The organism is Stenotrophomonas sp. STEN056 (assembly GCF_056759635.1).
Map to the genome: position 1 here is coordinate 247,867 of NZ_JBRRDL010000001.1, position 23,114 is coordinate 270,980.

General features: G+C 64.8%; 17 protein-coding genes. 8 read left to right on the forward strand and 9 right to left on the reverse strand.

Annotated features, from left to right (window positions below; translation table 11 throughout):
• Window positions 1-147: 147 nt before the first annotated feature.
• The 5 genes from zwf to eda all read left to right on the forward strand — a co-directional run bounded on the left by zwf (window position 148) and on the right by eda (window position 6,087).
• A complete protein-coding gene (zwf, locus tag ACVOLO_RS01270) occupies window positions 148-1,587 on the forward strand; it encodes a glucose-6-phosphate dehydrogenase (protein WP_481568453.1) in 1,440 nt (479 codons plus the stop codon).
• Window positions 1,584-2,591, forward strand: a complete 1,008-nt coding sequence (gene glk, locus ACVOLO_RS01275; RefSeq protein WP_481568454.1) for a glucokinase — start codon at window positions 1,584-1,586, stop codon at window positions 2,589-2,591. Before zwf ends, glk begins: the two co-directional genes overlap by 4 nt.
• Window positions 2,588-3,307 carry a 6-phosphogluconolactonase gene (pgl, locus tag ACVOLO_RS01280; RefSeq protein ID WP_481568455.1) on the forward strand — a complete coding sequence of 240 codons (720 nt, stop codon included), beginning with the start codon at window positions 2,588-2,590 and terminating at the stop codon, window positions 3,305-3,307. The genes glk and pgl overlap by 4 nt, the downstream gene beginning before the upstream one ends.
• 151 nt (window positions 3,308-3,458) lie before the next feature.
• A complete protein-coding gene (edd, locus tag ACVOLO_RS01285) occupies window positions 3,459-5,375 on the forward strand; it encodes a phosphogluconate dehydratase (protein ID WP_481568456.1) in 1,917 nt (638 codons plus the stop codon).
• Window positions 5,376-5,427: 52 nt separating this feature from the next.
• On the forward strand, window positions 5,428-6,087 hold the full coding sequence (gene eda / locus ACVOLO_RS01290; protein WP_481568457.1) for a bifunctional 4-hydroxy-2-oxoglutarate aldolase/2-dehydro-3-deoxy-phosphogluconate aldolase: 660 nt from the start codon (window positions 5,428-5,430) through the stop codon (window positions 6,085-6,087).
• Between the two features lie 252 nt (window positions 6,088-6,339).
• Here the strand turns inward: eda and ACVOLO_RS01295 are convergent, their stop codons facing one another.
• From ACVOLO_RS01295 to ACVOLO_RS01335, 9 genes are all read right to left on the reverse strand, one after another.
• Window positions 6,340-9,495 carry a discoidin domain-containing protein gene (locus ACVOLO_RS01295; protein WP_481568458.1) on the reverse strand — a complete coding sequence of 1,052 codons (3,156 nt, stop codon included), beginning with the start codon at window positions 9,493-9,495 and terminating at the stop codon, window positions 6,340-6,342.
• Between the two features lie 124 nt (window positions 9,496-9,619).
• Entirely contained in the window at window positions 9,620-10,444 is an 825-nt protein-coding gene (locus ACVOLO_RS01300) for a carbohydrate ABC transporter permease (RefSeq protein ID WP_481568493.1), read from the reverse strand.
• A 152-nt stretch (window positions 10,445-10,596) separates the two neighbouring features.
• On the reverse strand, window positions 10,597-11,478 hold the full coding sequence (locus ACVOLO_RS01305) for a carbohydrate ABC transporter permease (RefSeq protein ID WP_481568459.1): 882 nt from the start codon (window positions 11,476-11,478) through the stop codon (window positions 10,597-10,599).
• Complete coding sequence (locus ACVOLO_RS01310; protein ID WP_481568494.1) at window positions 11,475-12,764, reverse strand: sugar ABC transporter substrate-binding protein; 1,290 nt, start codon at window positions 12,762-12,764, stop codon at window positions 11,475-11,477. Before ACVOLO_RS01310 ends, ACVOLO_RS01305 begins: the two co-directional genes overlap by 4 nt.
• Before the next feature lie 10 nt (window positions 12,765-12,774).
• A complete protein-coding gene (locus ACVOLO_RS01315) occupies window positions 12,775-14,304 on the reverse strand; it encodes a glucoamylase family protein (protein WP_481568495.1) in 1,530 nt (509 codons plus the stop codon).
• Window positions 14,305-14,501: 197 nt separating this feature from the next.
• Window positions 14,502-17,468 carry a TonB-dependent receptor gene (locus ACVOLO_RS01320; RefSeq protein WP_481568460.1) on the reverse strand — a complete coding sequence of 989 codons (2,967 nt, stop codon included), beginning with the start codon at window positions 17,466-17,468 and terminating at the stop codon, window positions 14,502-14,504.
• A gap of 72 nt (window positions 17,469-17,540) precedes the next feature.
• Entirely contained in the window at window positions 17,541-18,560 is a 1,020-nt protein-coding gene (locus ACVOLO_RS01325; RefSeq protein ID WP_481568496.1) for a LacI family DNA-binding transcriptional regulator, read from the reverse strand.
• Window positions 18,561-18,692: 132 nt separating this feature from the next.
• Window positions 18,693-18,971 carry a BolA family protein gene (locus ACVOLO_RS01330; RefSeq protein WP_481568461.1) on the reverse strand — a complete coding sequence of 93 codons (279 nt, stop codon included), beginning with the start codon at window positions 18,969-18,971 and terminating at the stop codon, window positions 18,693-18,695.
• Window positions 18,968-19,267 (reverse strand): YciI family protein, encoded by a 300-nt coding sequence (locus tag ACVOLO_RS01335; RefSeq protein WP_481568462.1) that lies wholly within the window; start codon window positions 19,265-19,267, stop codon window positions 18,968-18,970. Before ACVOLO_RS01335 ends, ACVOLO_RS01330 begins: the two co-directional genes overlap by 4 nt.
• 350 nt (window positions 19,268-19,617) lie before the next feature.
• Between ACVOLO_RS01335 and ACVOLO_RS01340 the strand changes: the two genes are divergently transcribed.
• The 3 genes from ACVOLO_RS01340 to ACVOLO_RS01350 are packed head-to-tail and all read left to right on the forward strand — an operon-like array spanning window position 19,618 to window position 23,027.
• Window positions 19,618-20,520 (forward strand): segregation and condensation protein A, encoded by a 903-nt coding sequence (locus tag ACVOLO_RS01340; RefSeq protein ID WP_481568463.1) that lies wholly within the window; start codon window positions 19,618-19,620, stop codon window positions 20,518-20,520.
• 16 nt (window positions 20,521-20,536) lie between these two features.
• On the forward strand, window positions 20,537-21,391 hold the full coding sequence (gene scpB, locus ACVOLO_RS01345) for an SMC-Scp complex subunit ScpB (RefSeq protein ID WP_481568464.1): 855 nt from the start codon (window positions 20,537-20,539) through the stop codon (window positions 21,389-21,391).
• Window positions 21,384-23,027 (forward strand): pseudouridine synthase, encoded by a 1,644-nt coding sequence (locus tag ACVOLO_RS01350; protein WP_481568465.1) that lies wholly within the window; start codon window positions 21,384-21,386, stop codon window positions 23,025-23,027. The genes scpB and ACVOLO_RS01350 overlap by 8 nt, the downstream gene beginning before the upstream one ends.
• Window positions 23,028-23,114 lie beyond the last annotated feature (87 nt).

Sequence of the window (23,114 nt, forward strand, 5' to 3'; positions counted from 1 at the left end):
AGCTCCCCGCGCTGCCGCCTTGCGAACTGCAGACACCTACCGAGGCGGCACCCGGCCCCGCCACTACCCGAACATACGCCGCCCACTGGCTTTGCGCCCGATGACGAGCAATTGACAACGATGTCACCAGCACACGAAACTCGAACCATGCACGACACCCTCTTCCTGTTCGGTGCCACAGGTGATCTGGCCCAGCGCTATCTGTTCCCCTCCCTGTTGCGCCTGCTCGGCGATGGCCTGCTTCCGGAAGACTTCCGCGTGCGTGCGCTGGCGTTGTCGCCGCATGACACCGACAAGTTCCGCGACCTGCTGCGGCCCCGGCTTGAACAGGCCATGCCGCAGGCCAGCCAGGAAGACATCAACAACCTGCTGCGCCGCATCGACTACCGCTCGGTGGACCTGCGCAATGCCGAATCGGTGGCCGAAGCGGTCAAGGACCTGGTGCACCGCCGCTGCGTGAGCTACCTGGCGATCCCGCCGGGCCTGTACATCTCCACCTGTGAAGGCCTGGCCCTGGGCGGCGCGCTGACCGCTCCCAACCGCCTGATGCTGGAAAAGCCGATCGGCTCGGACAGCGACAGTGCCGAGGAGATCCTGCAGTCCATCGGCAAGCTGGTCGACGAGGACCGCGTGTTCCGTCTGGATCACTACCTGGGCAAGGCCGCGGTGCAGAACCTGATGGCGCTGCGCTTCGGCAACACGCTGCTGGAGGCGGTCTGGAACCGCAACTTCATCGAGTCGGTGCACATCATGGTGGCCGAGAGCGATGGCGTGGACGGCCGCGACTCCTACTACTCCCGCTCCGGCGCGCTGCGTGACATGGTGCAGAGCCACATCCTGCAGCTGCTGTGTCTGGTGGCAATGGAGCCGCCGGCTTCGCTGGAGGCCGACCGCATCCGCGATGAAAAGGTGAAGGTGCTGCGCGCACTGCGCCCGCTCGACGCCAAGCATGCGGCCAAGGATTCGGTGCGCGGCCGCTACACCGCCGGCACCATCAACGGCCAGCCGGCACAGGCTTACCAGCCGCCGGAAGGCAGCGAGGCCGAAACCTTTGTCGGCGTCACCGCGCATATCGACAACTGGCGCTGGGCCGGGGTGCCGTTCCACCTGGTCACCGGCAAGCGCCTGCCCGAGCGCACCACGCGCATCGAGGTCAACCTCAAGCCGGTGACGCATTGGCTGTTCGAGCGGCCCGACCGCAAGGCTGCCACGCCCAACCGTCTGACCTTCCAGCTGCAGCCGCAGGAGAACATCCAGCTCGGCCTGATGAGTTCGCTGGCCGGCCCGGAATGGGGCGCGCTGGAGCTGCAGCCGCTGGAGCTGGAGCTGTCGGTACCCACCGGCCTGCACCGCCGCATTGCCTACGAGCGCCTGTTCCTGGATGCCTTCAACGGCAACCACGCGCTGTTCGTCCGCGATGACGAAGTGCGCGCGGCCTGGGCCTGGATCGACAGCGTCAGCGACGCATGGAAGGCCAGCAGCCTGCCGATGGAACCCTACCCGGCCGGTGGCTGGGGCCCGTCGCAGGCCCACCAGTTCCTGCCCGCCGCCATCGTGGCGGATAACCGCGCGGAATCCACGCCGTGAAGCAAGCGGCGAACACGGTGTTGGTCGCCGATATCGGCGGCACCAACGCACGCTTTGCACTGGCGGACCTTGCCGCCAGTGTTCCGCTGGACCAGGGCAGCATCGAAAAATACCCGGTCACCGAGTTCGCCTCACTGGCCGATGCCGCCGCGCATTACCTGCAACAACAAGGCGCAACCGCCAGCGGTGGCGTCTTTGCCGTGGCTGGCCGGGTGGAGGGCGACGAGGCTCGCATCACCAATCATCCGTGGGTTATTTCGCGCTCACGCACCGCCGCGCAGCTGGGTTTCGAGCAGCTGTACCTGATCAACGATTTCGTTGCCCAGGCCATGTCCATTGCCCTGCTCGGGACGGAGGATGTGGTGCAGATCGGCGGCGCCAGCTGGGCACCTGCGCCCCACGGCGAGCCGCGCAATTACTGCGTGCTCGGCCCGGGCACCGGCCTTGGCGTTGGCGGCCTGGTGGCGCGTGATGGCCGCAATTATCCGCTGGCCACCGAAGGCGGCCACGCCAGCTTCGCGCCGGCCTCGCCGGAGCAGATCCGCATTCTGGAAATCCTCTCGGCGCAGTTCGGCCGCGTCTCCAACGAGCGGCTGGTCTGCGGCCCCGGCCTGGTCAACATCCACCGCGCCCTGAGCGAAATCGCAGGCACTGACCCGGGGCACCTGCAGCCGGCCGATGTCACCGCCCGCGCATCGCAGGGCGATGCAGTGGCCACACGCGCCGTGGAAGTGTTCCTGGAAGTATTCGGCGCCGTCGCCGGCGACGCCGTACTGGTGCAGGGCGCCTGGGACGGCGTATTCCTGACCGGCGGGCTGGTCCCGCGCCTGCTGCATGAGCTGCAGCATTCCGGCTTCCGCCAACGTTTCGAGAGCAAGGGCCGGTTCTCCGCGACCATGTCGCAGATTCCGTCCATGGCCATCATCCACCCCTGCCCCGGACTGCTCGGTGCCGCCGCCTACGCGGTGGACATGCAGCGGGTCGCCTCTGGAGTAACCCAATGACCGCCGCCGTATCCGACCGCATCACGCTCATTCGCCACGCCAACGAGGCCGAATGGATCGAAGACGTGACCAAGGAGATGGAGACGATCCTCACCCGGGAAATCCAGGAGCGTGGTCGCGCGCGCATGCTGCTCTCCGGCGGCACCACCCCTGCGCACATCTATGAGCGGCTTGCCGAGCAACCACTGGAGTGGGCACGCATCGAAGTGGGCCTGGCCGACGAGCGCTGGTTGTCGCCCCAGGACCAGGACAGCAATGCCTGGCTGGTGCGCAACAGCTTCATGAACCTGGCCGAAGGTGCGCACTTCGATCCGCTGGTACGCGTGGGCCTGCCCATTGCCGAGTGCGTGCACAACGCCAACCTGCTGGCCGCACACTCGCAGCCGGCATGCCTGGTGGTGCTGGGCATGGGCAACGATGGCCACACCGCATCGCTGTTCCCGGGCTCGCGCGACCTGGACCGCGTGCTGCAGAGCAACCAGCCTTATGCATCATTGGATGCCACTGGCTGCCCGGTGGCCAAGGACTGGCACCTGCGCATCACCCTGACGCCGCATGGTCTTGCCCCCATCAGCAACCGCCTGCTGTTGCTGCGCGGCCACCAGAAACTGGACATACTCAACGCCGCGCTCGACTCCGGCGACGTGCATACCTACCCGGTATTGGCTGCAGTCAACGCACCAGGAAGCAAACTCCGCGTGCACTGGGCACCTTGAAAAGCCGGGACTGGAGAATCGGGAACGGGGAATGGAAGACGCCTGCCGTTCCCTTTTACCGGCAGATCAACGCCAAGCCAGCAGCAACGCCCGCAGCATGCATGAACCGTGTTTTCCGGTTCCCTACTCCCCGTTCCCAGCCTGAAAGCCAATGAACCTGCATCCGAAGATCCACGTCATCACCGAACGCATCCGCCAGCGTAGCGCGCCGTCGCGCGCGGCTTATCTGGCGGGCATTGATGCCGCCCTGCGCGAGGGTCCGTTCCGCTCGCGCCTGAGCTGCGGCAACCTCGCCCATGGCTTCGCCGCGTGCGGGCCAACCGACAAGGGCCGGCTGCGCGGTGACGTCACCCCGAACCTGGGCATCATTACCGCCTACAACGACATGCTGTCGGCGCACCAGCCGTTCGAGCACTACCCCGAATTGATGCGCCAGGCCGCACGCGAAGTGGGCGCCACCGCACAGGTCGCCGGCGCCGTGCCGGCCATGTGTGATGGCGTCACCCAGGGCCGCGGCGGCATGGAGCTGTCGCTGTTCTCGCGCGACATCATTGCCCAGGCCACCGCGATTGGTCTTAGCCACGACATGTTCGACGCCACCGTCTACCTGGGCGTGTGCGACAAGATCGTGCCGGGCCTGCTGATCGGCGCACTGGCCTTTGGCCACCTGCCGGCGGTGTTCGTGCCGGCCGGGCCGATGACGCCGGGCATCCCCAACAAGAAAAAAGCCGAAGTGCGCGAGCGCTACGCCGCCGGCGAAGCTACCCGCGAAGAACTGCTGGAAGCCGAATCGGCCTCCTACCACGGCCCGGGCACCTGCACCTTCTACGGCACCGCCAACTCCAACCAGGTGTTGCTGGAAGCGATGGGCGTGCAGTTGCCGGGCTCGTCGTTCGTCAACCCGGAAATGCCGCTGCGCGATGCGCTGACCCGCGCCGCCACAGTGCGCGCACTGGAAATCTGCGCGCTGGGTGACGACTTCCGCCCGTTCGGCCACCTGATCGACGAACGCGCCATCGTCAACGCGGTGGTCGCACTGATGGCCACCGGCGGCTCCACCAACCACACCATCCACTGGATCGCTGTCGCGCGCGCCGCTGGCATCGTCTTGACTTGGGACGACATGGACGAGCTGTCGCAGATCGTGCCATTGCTGGCCCGCGTCTACCCGAACGGCGAGGCCGACGTGAACCGCTTTGCCGCTGCCGGCGGCCCGGGCTTCGTGTTCCGCGAGCTGATGGACGCCGGGCTGATGCATGACGACCTGGTCACCATCGCCGAAGGCGGCATGCGCGCCTTCGCACAGGAGCCGCGCCTGATCGACGGCAAGGTGAGCTACGTGCCCGCCGTGGCCGAGAGCGCCGACGAGGACGTGGTGCGCCCGGCCTCCAACCCGTTCGAGGCACAGGGCGGCCTGCGCCTGCTCAAGGGCAACATCGGCAACTCGCTGATCAAGCTGTCGGCAGTGAAGCCGCAGTACCGCACCATCGAGGCCCCGGCCGTGGTGGTGGATGCGCCGCAGGTGTTGAACAAGCTGCACGCAGCCGGCGCCCTTCCGCACGACTTCGTGGCCGTGGTGCGTTACCAGGGCCCGCGCGCCAACGGCATGCCGGAACTGCATTCACTCGCACCGCTGCTGGGCCTGCTGCAGAACCAGGGCCGGCGCGTGGCGCTGGTCACCGATGGCCGCCTGTCCGGCGCATCGGGCAAGATCCCGGCCGCCATCCACGTCACTCCGGAAGCGGCGCGCGGCGGCTCCATCGCCCGCGTGCGCGAAGGCGACATCATTCGCCTGGACGGTGAAGCCGGCACCCTGGAAGTGCTGGTCGACCCCGCCGAATGGGCATCGCGCGGCATCGCCGCCAACACCGCGCCGGCCGGCAACGACATGGGCCGCAACCTGTTCGCCATGAACCGCCGCATGGTCGGCCCGGCCGACCAGGGTGCAGTGTCCATTTCCTGCGGCCCGGCGCGCCCGGACGGCAGCGTGTGGGAATACGACGCCGAGTACGAACTCGGCCACGATGCGGCCGCCGCTGGCGCACCGCACGAAGCAAACGACGCATGATCCCCGCGCGCCGCCCAGCGCGGCGCGCTTACTGCATCAACAGAGGAACACCATGAGCATTGCCCAACACCAGGACCGCGCCGAGCAGCTTCTCACCGCCGCAGGCATCCTGCCGGTGGTCACCGTGCACACGCTGGACCAGGCCCGCGCGGTCAGCAGTGCCTTGCTGGAAGGTGGCTTGCCGGCCATCGAGCTGACCCTGCGCACGCCGGTGGCGATGGAAGCACTGGCCATGCTCAAGCGCGAACTGCCGGACGTGGTGGTCGGTGCTGGCACGGTGCTGACCGTCGAGCAGATGCAGCGCGCCATCGATGCCGGCGCGGATTTCCTGGTGACGCCGGGCACGCCCGCTCACATGGCCGACGCACTGGCCAACGCGCCGCTGCCGGTGGTCCCCGGCGCTGCCACGCCGACCGAGCTGTTGGCACTGGTCGCGCGCGGTTTCCGCATCTGCAAGTTGTTCCCGGCCACTGCCGTGGGCGGGCTGGCAATGATCAAGGGCGTTGCTGGGCCGATTCCGGAATTGAAGCTGTGCCCCACCGGCGGCATCACCGAAGCAACTGCAGGCGACTATCTGTCGCAGAAAAACGTGCTGTGCATCGGCGGCTCGTGGATGGTGCAGGACGCCTGGATCAAGGCCGGCGACTGGAACGCGGTGAAGCAGTCCGCTGCCACCGCCGCAGCCATCGTCCGCCAGGCCCGCGCGGGCTGAGTTTTCCCAAGTACGACGACAGATAACCTCCCCCTGCGTCTACCTTGCTGCGCCTCGAAGTTCGAGGCGCAGTTTTTATTTGGGGCTTTGTTGGTGGGTGCTGCTTGCCAGCCCCCTCTCCCCAACCCCTCTCCCGCGAGGGGAGAGGGGCTCTGGAAGCTGCAATTGCGAGCACCGTTTCAACTTGCCAGGATCAAGAGCCCCTCTCCCCTCGCGGGAGAGGGGTTGGGGAGAGGGGGCCAGACCGCCCTATCAGCGCCTGCCCCGCTCGCTGCGCCGCAGTTCAGACGGAATCTCGATCTCCACCCTGGCCGGCAAGGTCGTGATGCGCAGCTCGTTGGCCATCCATTCGGCCGGCTCGCCGTTGACGGTTGCCGCACCCGGCGCACCTTCGTACGGCCACGGCAGCACCAGTCCTCCGGCCTGCAGTTGCAGGCCTTCCGGAACCTGCAAAGTCAGCTGCTTGTCGCTGCGTACCAGGCTGTACTTCACTGTCCCGTGCGCGGTATGCAGGCCATCAATGGCGATGCCCTTGCCGGTCAACCATGCCGCGGGTACGCCAGCCGCCAACACGATGGCACTGTCCACTTCGCGCTCGTAGGCAAACATGTCCAGTGCCGAGCGGACGAAATCCGATGCCACCCAGGCGTGTGGCAGGTCGCCGACAAAGAACGGTTTACGCGGTGTTGAAGACACCACTTCAGCCCACTGGTTCCAGCCCTGCGGGGCGCGATCCTTGAAGAAGTAATCGCTGGCTTCATTGGCGCGTGCGCGCCAGCCCAGGCGCACGAAGGCAGCGACATTGCGCCATTCGTAAGGCGTGTAGTCCTTCCACGGGCGCTTGCCATCGCGACGCTCTACGAAGTGCGCCCAGTACCGCTCGAAGGTGTTGTTCAACGCAGGCTGCGGCAGACGCCCCTGCTCACCGCCCGGCGCCAGGGCAATCGTGGTTGAGGTGGCGTCGAAGTCGCCCAGTTCCACCGAGCCGGGCAGGAAATCGATCTTGTGCGAACGCATGGTCGCCAACAGCGAGTCATTCAGATCCTGGCGGAACTCGTCGCGCGATGCCGCCATCGCCAATGCTTCTTCTTCCAGCTCCAGGGCGGCGGCGATGTCGGCCGCGTCCTTGTAACCACGCAACGCCCAGAAATCATCCCAGTACGAATGCACCGGCTTGGCCGAATAGCCTTCGTGGCTGATCGACACCGGCATCATTCCGTAGAAACCCGGGTGACGCGCGCGGTTCTCCTCGGTGCGCTCGCTCAAACGCAGCGCTTCCATGTACTTCCATGCGCCCTGCACATGCGGCCACATCTGCTGCAGGAACGCCAGGTCGCCGGTATGCCGCCAGTACTCGGCGATGGTGTAGATCAGTTCACCGTGGCTGTCGTTCTCCGGCACCGGATCGCTGCCGCGGGCATCCACGCAGCACGGCACCATGCCGCTCTCGAACTGGTACGGCGCGTACCAGTCCACGTACTGGCGCACCGCATCGTCACGGCCCATCCGCAGCAGGCCTTCTGAAATCATCGCGCCGTCGCGGATCCAGCTGCGCGCGTAGGAACGTGTACCCGGCTGCAGGCTGGGGCCGACGCGCGAGATCAGCATGTGCGCCAGCGCCGTGCGCAGCGTGTCGGCCAGCGGCTTGCCGGCATCAGGCACCTGCAACTGCACTTGCCCCAGCTTCTGCCGCCACATCGCTGCAACCTGCTGCTGCGCCTTGGCTGCATCGAACGCGGCTGGCATGCGCCATTCCCCCGTCTGCGGCAGCACCAGCGCCACTTCCCTGCTCTGCCCCGGGTCGAGCTTCAGCGTGTACAGCATCGCGCCGGATGCCAGCCCGGTGGGGTCGCTTACTTCATGCGTGCCGGGCAACTGTTTGTCGGTCAGGTGCGTGACCTCCAGCTTGCTGTCGAAGGTGCTGGCGAAGGTCTGGTCTGGCCGGGTGAGTGCGAACGCACGCGGCTGGCCGTTCACCGCTACACGCCCGTCCTGCATCGCCAACCGCTCGATGCGGCTGACGCCGCCCACGGTGTTGAGGAACTGACTGGGCGGGTTGACCTGGAACGGACGCACGGCCAGGGCCAGCGTGTATTCGTGCGCCACCTTGTCGGTGTTGGTCAGTCGATAGCGTGCAACCAACTGCGCCTGATCCGGCTGCCCCTGCACAAAGCCGGTCACCTGCAGGCCGAACTGGTCGTGTTTCCAGTCAACCGAAGGAATCGGCAGATAACCATCCTGCAACGACTGCGTGGTGCGCACATCGGCCCACCCCAGCACCTTGCCGTCGAGTACCACGAACGGTTCGACACTGAAGCTGGCCTTGGCCACTTCCAGTGCGCCATCCTCGCTCATCAATGCCTGTTCACGGCCACCATCCAGGCCGAGCAGCGTCCAGTACGGCTGTTCGCCGCTGAAGCCGCGTGGCAATGAACCGCGCGGGAGGTCGGCCCCGACCGAGCGGATGAAGTCGTTGGGCGTATTGGCAAACGAAAGCGGCTTGAGGCTGATGTCACGGATGCCATAGCGCCAGCTGGGGCCATCCACCAGATCGAAGCGCAGGTAGCGCGCCTCGGTCTCCGGCAGCGCCAGCCAATCCCGCCCACCGCTGCCGGTGGTGATTTCGCGCAGCTTCTGCCAATCACGGCCATCGTGTGAGGCTTTCACCACATAGTGTGACGCTTCCAGGCCCGGCACCCATTGCACCACGGCGCCACCGAATTCACGCACCTTGCCCAGATCCAGGCTGATGGTCTGCTGCTTGACGCCGCCACTGATCCAGAACGTATCCGGCTTGCCGTCGGCGATGCGCTGCTGCAGGGCGGTGGCGGTGTCGGCGATGACCGCGGTGGTCAGCGCGGTGGTGTCCTCTTTCGGCAGCGGCTGCAGGGTCAGCTGGTCAAAGCAGACCGTGCCACGGCCGCCAACCTTGCTGTAGATGGTGAACTCCACCGCCGCACTGCGCCGCAGCGTCTTGTCCTCACCCGGGCCCCACGCCTTTTCGATATGGCGCTTGCGGTAGTCCACGCGCGTCCAGCGCTTGGGAAACTGATAGCCGGTGCGGTTGACCCACCACACGTTGTCACCGCTGGCATCGATCAACTTGAACTGCAGGTCATTGGCCGGCGAATCGCCACGCAGCTCGAAAGAGACCTGGTAGTTCTCCGGCCAGGTGATATCCATCTGACGACGGATGCCGACATAGCCGGACACCTCGTGGAAGTCATAGTCCAGGCACAGCGCACGCCCGCTGTTGCCACTGACCGGCCGCAGCGAACCGCTGACCTGCGGCGAGGTGACCAGCTGCCACGCACTGACGTCATCGAACTTCGCCAGGACCGCCGCCGTCGCCGGCAAGGCCATGCTCAGCAACACAGAAAAAAGCAGACAGACAACGCGCTTGCTCATCACCAGCATCTCGATTCATGCCCAACAACCCGGGCCGGATTTTCGCAGAGAACGGCGCCCTGCGTAGCGGTTGTTTGATCGTGCGGACAACAGACCACGGCCACACCGATGCAACCTGGCCCATTCATCCCTTGACGCTGCCCAGCAGCAAACCCTGGATGTAGTAACGCTGCAACAACAGGAACAGCAGCAGCACCGGCAACACCGTAACCACCGCGCCGGCCATCATCATTTCCACATCCATGATGTGCTCACGCGACAGGCTGGCCAGCGCCACCGGCAAGGTGTAATGCTCCTGGTCGGTCAACACGATCAACGGCCACATGAAGTCATTCCATGCGCCCATGAAAGTGAAGATGGCCAGGGTCACCAGCACCGGCTTGAGCATCGGCAGCACGATCTGGAAGAAGATGCGTGCCTCGCTGGCACCGTCGATACGCGCCGCCTCCAGCAGTTCATCGGGAATGGAACGCGCGTACTGGCGCACCAGGAAAATGCCGAACACGCTGGCCAAGGCCGGAATCACCACGCCGCCAAAGCTGTTGACCAGGCCCATCTGCTTCATCAGCAGGAACAGCGGCAACATCGCCACCTGTGCCGGAATCACCAGGGCTGCCAGCAGCACCTGGAACAGCCGTTCGCGGCCGGCAAAGCGCAGCTTGGCGAAGGCATAACCGGCCAGCGTGTTGAACAGCAACGAGCCCAGGGTGATGCCCACCGACACCAACACGCTGTTGATGAAGTTGGCGCCCATGCCCGTGCGCGCGAACAGCGCCTGATAGTTGGCAAGTGTGGTCTGCGCCGGCAGCAGCGGCGGCGGAAACTGCGAGGCCTGCCCGCTGGGCATGAACGACACCGACACCATCCACAGCAGCGGCGCCAGGCTGACCAGCGCCAACAGGCCCAGGCCACCGTTCACCCACCACGCATGCCAACGCGATTGTCCGATCTCACGGCGTGAAACGCTTTCACGTTCCGTCGCGAGCGATGGCCTGCGGCCCGTGGCGGAGCGGAGCAAGCGCAGCGTATGGGCGATACGTGAGCATTGCGAGCACCGCACGCGGGTCGCAGGGTGAGCGCAGCAGGAGCGTGAACGCGTTTTCATACCAGTTCCTTGCGCTTGCCGAAGCGCAACATCAGCGTGGTCACCGCCAGGATGATCAGGAACAACAGAAACGCCACCGCGGAGGCACGCCCCAGGTTCCACCACTTGAAGCCTTCCTCGAACATGAAATACAGCACGCTTACCGTGCTTTGCAGCGGGTCGCCGCGCGTCATCACGTACGGCTCGGCAAACAACTGGAAATAACCGGACACGGTAATCACGCCGACCACCAGCAACACCGGCCCCAGCATCGGCAAGGTGATGTGCAGGAACTGCTGCCAGCGCGAGGCACCGTCAATGCGTGCGGCTTCGTACAGATCCTTTGGAATGGCCTGCAACCCGGCCAGGAAGATCACCATGTTGTAGCCAAAATTCTTCCACACGGCGAAGCCAATGATGGTCGGCATTGCCCAGTGCGGATCGCCCAGCCAATCCACCGGATCAATGCCCACCTGCCCCAGCCCCCAGTTCACCAGCCCGTAGCGGGTGTGGAACAGGTAGCGCCAGATCACCGCCACCGCGACCAGCGTGGTCACCACCGGCGCGAACAAGGCCGTGCGGAACAAGGCCTTGAAACGGGCAGCCGGCGCATTGAGCAGCATCGCCGCGCCCAGCGACAAACCGACGGAAAGCGGCACGCCCACCGCAACGAAATACGCGGTATTGCCCAGCGCCTTCCAGAACATCGGCGTTTGCAGCAGGTCGATGTAATTGCCCAGGCCAGCAAAGCGCAGGTTGTGCGAATCGGCCAGCGCGTAAAGGTCGAAGTCGGTCAGGCTCAGCGCCAGCGCCGACAGCACCGGCAGGCCGAAGAACACGCCAATCACAATCAAGGCCGGGGCCGCGAACAACCAGCCGGCGAGCGAGCGCTGTTTCATTGCTCACCCTCCGCCGATGCAGCCTCTGCTGCCTCGATGCGTCGTTCGACCATCCAGCGCCGCTTGGCGAGAATGTCATCGACCTGCTGGTCCAACTGCTCTACCGCCGTGTCCTGCGGCAACCCTCCCCGCACCACCTGTTCGGTGACGATGCGCATCTGCTGGGCAATCCGCTCCCACTCCAGCACCTTGGGCGTGGGCTTGACCCGCTCCAGCTGGTCGGCGAACGCGGCCGTCAGTGGATCGCGGGTCAACTCCGGCGAATCCCAGGCACTGCGGCGCGGTGGCAGGTCGCCGATGATGGCGTAGAAGCGCTGCTGGATGGCCGGCCGCGACAGGAACTCAATCAGCTTCCAGGCCGCTTCTTTCTTCTGCGAAGAGCGCATCACCACCAGGCTGGTACCACCGGCAATGCCCGCACCCGGGCCATTGGGGCCCGGCAATGCGGTGGTGCCCCACTCGCCTTCCAGGCTGGCCGGCTGGCGCTGGCGGAACTCGCGGATATTCCACGGGCCGGACAGATAGAACGCAGTGAAGCCACGGAAGAATTCGTCCCAGACATTGGATATCTGCGTCTCGGACATCTTCGGCGCCCAGCCCTGCTCGAACATGTTGTCGTAGAAGGCCAGCGTGCGGCGGAAACCGGGGCTGCGGAAATTACCCCGCGTGTCCTGCTCGCGCAGCAGGGGATCACTCTGCTGCAGCGCGAAGGACAACTGCGGCTCGAATTCGTTGAGGGGCAACAGCACCGGGTAACGGTTCGGCCCCATCAACTCCTTCAATGCGGCGTTCATCTGTTCCCATTCGGCCCAGGTACGCGGCGGGTGATCGAAGCCGGCTTGCCGCAGTAGATCCTTGCGATAGAACAGCAAGCGCGTGTCCACGTACCACGGCACGCCCACCAACTGCCCATCCACCACGTTGGTGGCCCAGATGCCCGGGAAATAATCCAGCGGCTTCACCACCGACGACGCATCCACATACGGCTGCAGCGGCGTGAGCGCTTGCAGCGTGGCGAACTCGGCGATCCACGTATTGCCCAGTTGGCAGACATCGGGCAGCCCATCGGCCGCATAGGCAGTGAGCAGTTTCTCGTGCGCGGCCGTCCACGGAATGTTCTGGACTTCGACACGGATGCCCGGGTTCTCCGCCTCGAACTCGCGGATCAGTTCACCCACCACCTCGGCTTCACGCCCCATCGCCCAGAAACGCAGCGTGGTGCCTTCCTGCGGTTTGGCGCAGCCGGCCAACACCAGCAACAACACCACGGTGGCCAGCGCGCGGATCATCAGGCGCTCACTGCTTCGGCTTGGAAGCAGGCGGCACGACGGTCGCCGCCTTCTGCTCGGCAGCCGCTGCCGCACGCGATTCGGCGATGCCGGCGGCACGTGCGGCGGCGGCTTTCTCGTCCTTCTGCAGCGGCTGGAAACTGTCTTCCGGTGCCAGCCAGCCGCCGGTGAAACCGGCGCGCTCCAGGCCCTTGCGGATGTACGGGTTCTTCTTCATCACGTCCCACACAAATTCATTGCGGTAGTTGGCAATGCCAGTGAGGATCGGGCCCTGGTCGATGGCGATGTAATCGCTGGCCACCCAGCCACGCTCGGGAATCAGGCGGCCGGTCTTGAGCGGGATGTCGTAATTGAAGCTGGGGTTGAATGAATCCAGGAAGCCGTAGCTGGAATACAGGTAATCGCCGAAGCGCTTGTGCATCTCCACCGTGGCCGGGATCACCACTTCGGGCGCGAACGGCAATGAGGAAATGGCCGCCGACGGCACGATGGTGCCGTCGTCAAAATTCTCGCGCAGGCCGGCGCCGCGCGCCGAATAGTGGCGGAACTGTCGCTGCTCACCGCGGTATTCCTGGGTGGTGTTCTGCGGGCCGTCGCCTGCGGTCAGGCCCCAGACGTTGGCGCTGTATTCGCGCCACTGCATCGGGTTTTCGATGGCGTACTCGCGCTGGGCGAGCGTGGCGCGGCGGCTGTTGAGGAAGTAATCGATGCCGCGCTCGCGCATGTAAGGGTCCTGGATGTCACGGAAGTCGATCCAGACATGGCTGTACTGGTGGCCAAACAAGGGCCCGAACGCCAGGTATTCCTGCCCTTCGTACACGCCCCAGTCGTTGTCGTAGGTGCGTGTCCATACCGTCCACGCGTCCGGCTCCACCGGATGGGTGGGCGAGCCCAGGGCGAGGATGTACAACATCATGGCCTCGTTGTAGCCCATCCAATCGTGCTGGATGAAGCCACTCTCCGGGAACCAGCCCATCGACACCAATGGCTTGTTGCGTTGCAGCCACTGCCAGTCGGTGCGCTTGTAGATGGTGTCGGCGATCTGCCGGATTTCCTTCTCGCGCGGATCGTCCTGGTCGTAATAACTCTGTGCAAACAGCACACCCATCAACAGCAGCGCGGTATCCACGCTGGAGAGCTCCACCCAGCTGTCGTAACGACGCCCTTCCTGCATGTCCAGGAAGTGGTAGTAGAAGCCCTTGTACGCGCCCTTGCCCGTGCGCTGCGGCCCGCTCGGCAGGTCGCGGAAGAAGCGCAGCGTGGTCAGCGTGCGCTCCACCGCCTGGTTGCGGCTCACCCAACCGTTCTCGATACCAATCGGATAGGCAGTCAACGCAAAACCCACCGAGGCGATGCTGGCAAACGGCCGCGATGGGTAGCGGTCCGGGGTCAGCCCGTTCTGTTCGTTGGTGGTGTCCCAGAAAAACTGGAATGTGCGCCGTTCGATGTCATCGAACAACGGCGGCAGTTCCGGCTTCATCGGCCGTGGCGGCAGGTCCGCTTCGATCAGGATCACCTGTGGCAGCACCTTGGGCATCGGCGGCTCTGGCGCCTTGCCGCAGCCCGCCAACAGCGCCAGCCCAAAACCGGCAAGGACACAGGCCAACAACTGGGGGGTACGTGACTTGCTCAAGGCGAGATCCATGGGTAAGAAATCAGACTGCCACCACTAGGTGACAAGGAACATTGCATAGCCATGCCCCGGCCGCGTTGCCGGCGGCCGGGGCATCACACTTACCAATCAAGACCGAAGGACAGCTTGAAGGTACGGGTCTGGTACTGGCTCCAACTGTTGACAACGTTGGTGTCCCAGTTGATGCCGTAGCCTTCCCAGTTGGTCCAGTTGAAAACATTGAGCACGTCGGCCCGCACTTTCAGCTTGAGGTCGGTTCCGGTATCCCAGGTCTTGGTCAAGGACATGTCGAATTGCTTGAAGCCCAGCGAACCATCTGGCTTCCAGCTGTGGGGGCGCTCATAGCCACCGTAGGCAGCGGTGCCATCGATATCCCAGCGTTTGATCATGCTGGCCAGGGTCAACTTGCCGGAGACGCTCATGCCCCACGGCAGGTCGGTGAAACCGCTGACCACCAGACGATGCCGTGGCGCCCATGCGCCGTCGTACCAACCACCACGATGGAAGTACCAGCCAAACACCGGGTCTTTCTCATGGATGTTCTGCTTGGCGTCGGTGAGCGTGTAAGCCACGTTGAGGTTCCACGGGCTTTCGGCGGTATACGGCTTGTCCAGGCTCAGCAACAAGGCCGTGTTCTTGGATTCAAACCCATTGGTCGCCACGATCAGCGCGCCCAGGTTCGGCAGTCCCGGCGCATTCCATGGACTGCCGTTCGGCGCATAGATCCCACCATCGCCATAGCGGTTGCCGCGGTTGATCAACAACCCATCCTTGTAACGGGTGTGCTGGAGAGTTGTGGAGCTGTTCCAGTCCAGCCCACCCAGGTTGAAGCTATTGCGGATGCCCAGGCTGATCTGATCGGAATACGGCGTCTTCAGTTCATTGTCGAACATCCACACTTCGCGGCCCGCTTCGGTCGAGTTGACCAATGACATCAGGTAATCGCGGTCCAGCAACTGCGGCGTCCAATCCAGGCAATCGCCGCCCACCGCACAGGCGTGGCCCGGCGAATTGATCTTGAAGCGGCGAGTCGGGAACGAAGCCTTGCTGCGCTCAAGCTGCAGATAGTCGAACAGGTTGCGGTCATAGGACCGGCCAATGCCGCCAAAAATCACATGCCGCTCGTCGCCCGTCAGGTCATAGGAAAAACCGATGCGTGGCTGGATGGCGTCCTTGAAAGCCTTACGGTTGCCGCCGGTGCTGATATAGCGATTGATATCGATACCGCCCAGCGCAAGCGTCTGCGCATAGGTCTGGCCCGGCGCAGCCCCGGGATTGGTATCCACGCTCGCCAGCGACGCCAGCACGTCAGGGGCGGTGGTGTAGTCCAGGTACGACGGGGTCTTTTCGTAGTCCCAGCGCAGGCCCAGGTTCAGCGTCAAACGATCGGTGACATCCCAGTCGTCCTGGATATAGATGCCGAACTGCTTGTTCTTTGACGTGACCGAACCACCGCCGGTGCCCACGGCCGGACTGCCGAAGCGCACAAAGTACGGCACATCGCCGCCTTGATGGATGTCGTAGTAGAACTGCGGGTTGTAAGGCTGCTGCTCAACCGTATCCAGATCAACCTGCTTGTACTTCACACCAAACTTGAGGGTGTGGCCTTCCCAGCCAAAGAACGTGGTGTCGTTCTGGAACGACCAGCCCTTTTGCCCCTTGTCCTGCAGGCCACCGTCACCGCCACCGATACGGTAGATCTGCTTGCCGTCATCACCGCTGCCATCGGTCAGTACACGGCCGTTGCCAAAATTGATCGGCGCCTTGGTCCAGAACGCCTTTTCGTAGGTAAGGTGGGCGTCATTCAGCCAATTGGCATTGGAGTACTGCCAGCGCAGGTCATAGCGGTCTTCTTCCACGCCGGTATCAGTGCCGTAGCTACGCGCACTCTGGTCGCCGACGTTGCCGATCTCGCTTTCCTCGCGACGCTTGTAAGTCAACTCAAGCAGATTCTCTTCGTTGATCGACCAGTCCAACTTGCCGAAATACAAGTCTTCCTTAAACGGCGTGGCCGTCGCACCCAGTTCATCCCGCCAGGCCTGCGGCAGGTCGCCGGGCAGGCGCCCTTCGCCAGGCTTCAGGTCACGCGGCGCGCTGTATTCCTTGCCCTCGTAGGTGACGAAGAAGTGCGCCTTGTCCTGGACGATCGGGCCACCGAACGATGCGCCGTACTGCTTGTCGCCGGAACGGGTCTTGCCGACGCCATTCTTCTCGCTCTCGCGCGGCTCGCGCCAGTCCTGGTTGGTGTAATCCCAGAAGAACGAGCCCTTGAACTCATTGGTGCCCGACCTGGTCACTGCAGTGACCGCCGCCGAACTGATCTGGTCGTACTCGGCCTTGTAGTTGGAAGTGATGACCTTGTACTCACCGATGGCCAACTGCGGGAACGGATTGCCGCGGCTCGCATCCTGGCCGGTGATGCCGCCCTGGGTAACGTAGTTCTTCTGGCCTACGCCATCGATGTACACATTGACGTTGTTGGCGCTTTGCACGCCACCACGCAGCTTGGTCGAGCCGTTGCCCGGATTCTGCTCGAAGGCCATGCCGGGCACGGTGTCGGCAAAGGCCAGGAAGTTGCGCGTGCCCTGTGGCAGCGCCTGAATCTGCTGCGGGGTGATGTAGGTGGCGATCTCCGAGGTCTTGGTTTCCACCACCGCCTGCGCGGTGACCTGCACCGCATCCAGGGTGGTCGCCGCACCACCGGCGGTTTCAGCCACGCCACCGACACCCAGGTTCACGGTGGCGGTCTGGCCAACCTGCACGGTGATGTTCTGGGTACTGGTCTTGCCGGCCGCATCAACGTCAACGCGATAGGTGCCCGGCGGCAAGCCGGCCAGCGAGTAACTGCCGTTGTCAGTGCTCTGCACGCTGCGGCTCAGGCCGGTGGCGGTATTGGTCGCCGTGACCCTGGCCTGCGCCGCAGGCGTCGAATCGGCGGTCACCTGGCCACGGATGGTGGCACCCGTGCTTTGTGCAAAAACCGGAGCGGCGCCCAGCAACAGGCAGCCAGCCAGCGCGCAGCAGAGCAAGGTGCGCGGGGGTGCGTTCTTCAGGGGGGTAATTCTCATAGTTCAACTCTCTCCACGACGGCAATCAGGGACTGCCAGGAATTTGATGTGTTCCCCGGTACGTTCTCAGGCTCAGGAAGTACCACGCGCTGCGGTCGAATCACGCACGACCAGGCTGGGAGTCAAGGTGATGCCAGAGCTCTGGCCGGCCGCTTCGTCGTCGATCTGCTGTAGCAGTTGCTGCATTGCCCGTTCTCCCAGCTCCGCGATGCTCACCTGCATCGTCGTCAAAGAGGGGTGAACAAAGCGTGCCAGTGGAATGTCATCGAAGCCGGCAAGCGCAATGTGGTCAGGCACGCGTATGCCTACCTGCGCAAACGCATACAGGCAGCCCAGCGCCATCATGTCGTTGGCGGCAAACACCGCATCGGGCAGGTGCTCACGTTTGAGCAGGGCCTTGCCGGCACGGTGGCCACTGGCCTCATCGAACTCGCCGGGCAGCTCGATACCCTCGCTGCCACCGGCCTGCGCCGCCATGGCATCACGGAAGCCACGCAGGCGCTCCTGGGCATCGTGGTTCTGGGCCGGGCCACCGATGAAGGCAATGCGGCGATGCCCCTGCGCCAGCAGATGCTCGGTCATCACCACCGCGCCGGCATGGTCATCAATGCTGAACACCGGATGCGGGCTGGCGGCCAGTGGTGTGTTGATCAGCACCGTTGGAATGGCCGCAGGCAGGCTTTCGAGCAGATGGTCGGCATCGCCGGCATACGGCGAGAGCAGCAACAGGCCATCCACGCGCCCGCGCATGGCCTGCAATACAGCACGCTGCTGTTGCAGGTCTCCGTGATAACTGGACACCAGAAGATGCCGACGATGGGCGCTGGCCACGCCGTCAATGCCACGCATCAATTCGGAAAAGAATTCGCCGTGCAGGTCCGGCAGCACCACGCCAATGGTCTGGGTACTGCGGCTGCTCAGGCTGCGGGCGGCAGCGTGGGGCGTGTAGCGCAGCCGGTTGGCCACTTCCAGCACCCGGGCACGCACTGCCTCGGCGACGTTGTGATGCCCATTGAGGGCACGGGAAACGGTAGCAACGGAGACGTTCGCCTCACGGGCAACATCCTTGATGGTGATTGCCGCTTTTGCCACCGTCATGCCCTCCGCAGCACGGTTGCGCGGAATGTAAACGTTTTCAAATACATCTGTAAACCGCTTGTCATGCTGCACTGAGCCATGACCGGACATCGCCTGTCCCCGTTGAACAGCGGACAGGCAGTCGGCTTAGCGCCCGCCCGCATGCTCCGCAGGGGTCAGCGCCTTGATCGACAGCGCGTGGATGTCGGTCTCCATCATCGTCCCGAGCGCTGCATACACGGCACGGTGACGGGCCAAAGGAGCCTTGCCGGCGAACGCATCGCTGACCACGGTCACATTGAAGTGGCCGCGCCCATCGCGGGCACCGGCGTGGCCAACATGGCGATGGCTGTCGTCCTCCACTTCCAGCAACTGCGGCGCAAGCACCGCCTGCAGCGCCTCGCGGATCCGCTCCACCCGGCTCATGGCAGGACCTTGCGGAACGGCCGCACATCCACGCGTTCATATACGCCGGCGGCCACATAGGGGTCGGCCTCGGCCCAGGCGCGGGCCGCAGCCAGGTCCTGGAACTGGGCAATCACCACGCTGCCGCTGAATCCGGCCTCGCCCGGGTCTTCAGCGTCAATGGCAGGACAAGGGCCGGCCAAAAGCAGCCTTCCCTGGTCAAGCAATGCCTTCAGCCGGTCCAGGTGCGCCGCCCTGGCCTGCATGCGCGCAGCCAGCGCCTGTGCGCCGTCATAGCCTTCAATCACGTACCACACGGGCCGATTTCTCCTTGTCCGCTGAATGGATGGGCGACAAGTCTAGCCGCACAAGGCTGGACATCGCCCGGTTCGGGCCATTACTCTTTGCACCATTGCACGCAGCCGGCCTGTAGCGGCTCGGTTCGGCGGCAGGCCCAGGCCCCGCCGGTTCACCGAAGCCCATCACTTCCCGGACCGCGTAGACGACCTCCTCGTACTGACGCTGCCGCCCCCTCGCGGCGCGTTGTGTTGTTCATGTGTGGAAGAAGCGCGCCTGACAAGTGCGCATGGATCGCAATACCAGGGCAGAACCCTACCCGGTTGGCAAACCGGGACGCGTACGGCTCGCAATACCTGATGTCGACCTGATGACTTCCGAACTCGCGCACGACGCGAACCCGCCAATGCCGCCCCACGTACCGCAGCAGCAGGAAATGCCGCTGGCGATGGTGCATGGCCAGCCGGTGCTGCAGATCCCACAGGATCTGTACATCCCGCCGGACGCGCTGGAAGTCATTTTGGACGCCTTCGAAGGCCCACTGGACCTGCTGCTGTACCTGATCCGCCGGCAGAACCTGGACATCCTGGACATCCCGGTTGCCGAGATCACCAAGCAATACGTCCAGTACATCAACGTGATGCAGGAGCTGCGCTTCGAGCTGGCAGCCGAATACCTGGTCATGGCGGCCATGCTTGCCGAGATCAAATCGCGCATGCTGCTGCCACGCCCGGCCACGGTGGAAGGCGATGAAGCCGATCCACGCGCCGAACTGGTACGCCGGCTGCAGGAATACGAACGCTTCAAGCAGGCCGCCGAGGACATCGACACCCTGCCCCGGCAGGACCGCGACACCAGCCTGGCCCATGCATTCGTGCCGGAACGCGCAGCCATCAAACTGCCGCCGCCGGTAGACCTGAAGGAAATGCTGCTGGCGCTGCATGACGTACTCAAGCGCGCCGAGCTGTTCAGCGGCCATGCCATCAAACGCGAGGCGCTGAGTGTGCGCCAGCGCATGGGTGACATTCTTGGCCAGCTGGAAGACGGCAAGTTCTATCGTTTTGAAACGTTGTTCAGCGCCGAAGAAGGCAAGCTCGGCGTCCTGGTGACCTTCCTGGCCATGCTGGAACTGGCCAAGGAGCAACTGCTGGACCTCGTGCAGGAAGCCCCGCTCGCCCCGATCTACGTGAAATCCCTGGCAGCCGGCAACACCAACGCACCGCTGGCGTTCTCCAGCGAGTTCGATGACGCCGACGCAACCGACCCCGCCTGAGCAACCAGACCAACGCATGGATCAACCGCTGATCAACCGGATTGTCGAAGGTGCCCTGCTGGCGTCCAGCCAGCCGCTGACGCTGTCGCAGTTGCAGGGCCTGTTTCCGGAAGACGAGCCCGCGCCCCCCGGCAGCGTGGAGCGCGCACTGGAACTGCTGCGCGAAGCCTGCACCGGGCGCGGCGTGGAACTGGTCGAGGTGGCTTCCGGCTTCCGTTACCAGATCACCGGCGAAGTCCACGGCTGGGTGTCCCGGCTCTGGACCGAGCGCAAGACCCGCTACACCCGCGCCACGCTGGAAACCCTGGCGCTGATCGCCTATCGCCAGCCCATCACCCGCGGCGAGATCGAGCAGGTACGCGGCGTGGCGGTCAGCAGCAACATCATCCAAGCACTGGAAGAGCGCGAGTGGATCCGGGTCATCGGCCACCGCGACGTACCGGGCAAGCCGGCCCTGTTCGGCACCACCAAGGGCTTTCTGGATTACTTCGGGCTCAAGCGCCTGGACGAACTGCCGCCACTGTCCGAACTGCGTGACATCGGCGAGCTGGAACCACAACTGCCGCTGGATGGCGACGGCCAACCCGCAGCCCCGCTGACCGCTGGCGTCGGCACAGCCGATGCTGGCACCGAGCCGGGCGAAGCAGGCAACACAGATACCGCAGCAGGCGAAGAATCCACGGATTCGCAAGCCCCTGCACCCAACACCGTCCTCACGGGCGAACCCGACGCCGCGCCGGGAGAGCGCGCGGCGGAAGTGGAACAAACCGAAAACAACGCCGTCGCGACGACGACCGTGGCTGTTGACGTAGCCGATTCCGACCATGAGGCCGACGCGGAAAACGCCGGCCGGAGCAAAACAGATGAGTGACACCCCTCGCAAGCTGTCGTTGAACAAGCTCTCGCTCAAGCGCGAAGCCGGCAACACCGAGCAGCCCAAGCTTGAAGAGCGCCTGCACAAGGTCCTGGCCCAGGCCGGACTGGGCTCGCGCCGCGCGCTGGAACAGCGCATCGCCGACGGCCTGGTCAAGGTCAATGGTGAAACCGCGCAGGTCGGCATGTCGGTCAAGAGTGGCGACAAGATCGACCTGGACGGCCGCAGCTTTGTGGCCAGCGCCCTGACCGACCCCTCGCGCGTACTGATCTACAACAAGCCCGAAGGCGAAGTCACCACGCGTGACGACCCTGAAGGCCGCCCGACCGTGTTTGAAGCGCTGCCGCCGCTCAAGGGCGCGCGCTGGATCGCCATCGGCCGCCTGGACATCAACACCACCGGCCTGCTGCTGGCAACCACCGACGGTGAACTGGCCAACGCCATGATGCATCCGTCCTTCGAAGTCGAGCGCGAGTACGTGGTGCGCGTGCGCGCCCCGGAAGGCGAGGAAAAAGTCTCCGACGCCATCATCGAGCGGCTCAGCCGTGGCGTGTTGCTGGAAGACGGCGGCGCCAAGTTCGATGAAATCGAACGCATCGGCGGCACCGATTCGCACGACTGGTTCCGCGTGGTCGTCAAGGAAGGCCGCAACCGCGAAGTGCGCCGCCTGTGGGAATCACAGGGCTGCCAGGTCAGCCGCCTGAAGCGCACCCGTTACGGCAAGATCGAACTGCCGCGCGAACTGGTTCGTGGCAAGTCGGTGGAACTGACCAGCCCGCAGGTCGAGGCGCTGCGCGCCCAGCTGAAGCTGGAAGAAGGCACCCCCTCGGCCCTGACCCTGCAGCCGGTGATCGGCCAGCGCAAGGCCGCCAAGACCACCGTGCGTGTCTCGCGTGATGGCGGCCGTGGCAATGCATACGTCAACGGCCACAACACCGCTGACGAAGGCCGCGAACTGCGTCGTTTCGACAATGTGCGCGAAGACCGCGGCCGTGGTCGCGGCGGCAAGGGCGGCGGCTTCAAGGGTGGCCTGACGGTCAGCGGTGAAGCCGCGGCCAAGCAGTCGCAAAAGCCGTTCAAGCAGCGCAAGCCGGCCGGCGACCGCAGCCTGCCCGATGGCAACCCCGCCGCATTCCGCACCTGGTATGTGCCCGACGGCGTGAGCACCGGCCCGAGCGGCCACCGCAACGCCGGCCCGGGTGGCAACCGTGGCGCAGGCCGTGGCCCCGGCGGTGAAGGCCAGGCTCGCCCGTACGGCAAGCCGCGGCCCGGCGGCGCTGCTGGCGCAGGCCGCGGCGGCCCGGGCCACGGCCGTTCGCAGGGCGGTGGCTACGGTGCAGGCGGCCAGGGCCGTTCGCAGGGCACCGGCGGCGCAGGTGCCGGCCAGGGCCAGCGCAAGCACCCGTACGGTCACCCGGGCAATGCCCCGACCTTCCCGTCTGACCACGCCACCCCGAGCTTCAGCCCGTATGGCGCACGTCCGGCCAGCCGCCCGAGTGGCGGCAACCGTGGCCCGGGCGGCCGTCCTTCCGGTGGCCCACGCCCCGGCGGCAATCGCCCCGGTGGTGCAGGTCGTCCCGGCGGCGGTGGCCGTCCCGGTGGCGGCGGCAACCGCGGCCCACGTGGCGGCTGATCACCCGGCCACACGCTGAAACCCCAACGCCCGGTGCAATACCGGGCGTTTTTTTGCGCTCATAAAAATGTAAATAATGGACAAATT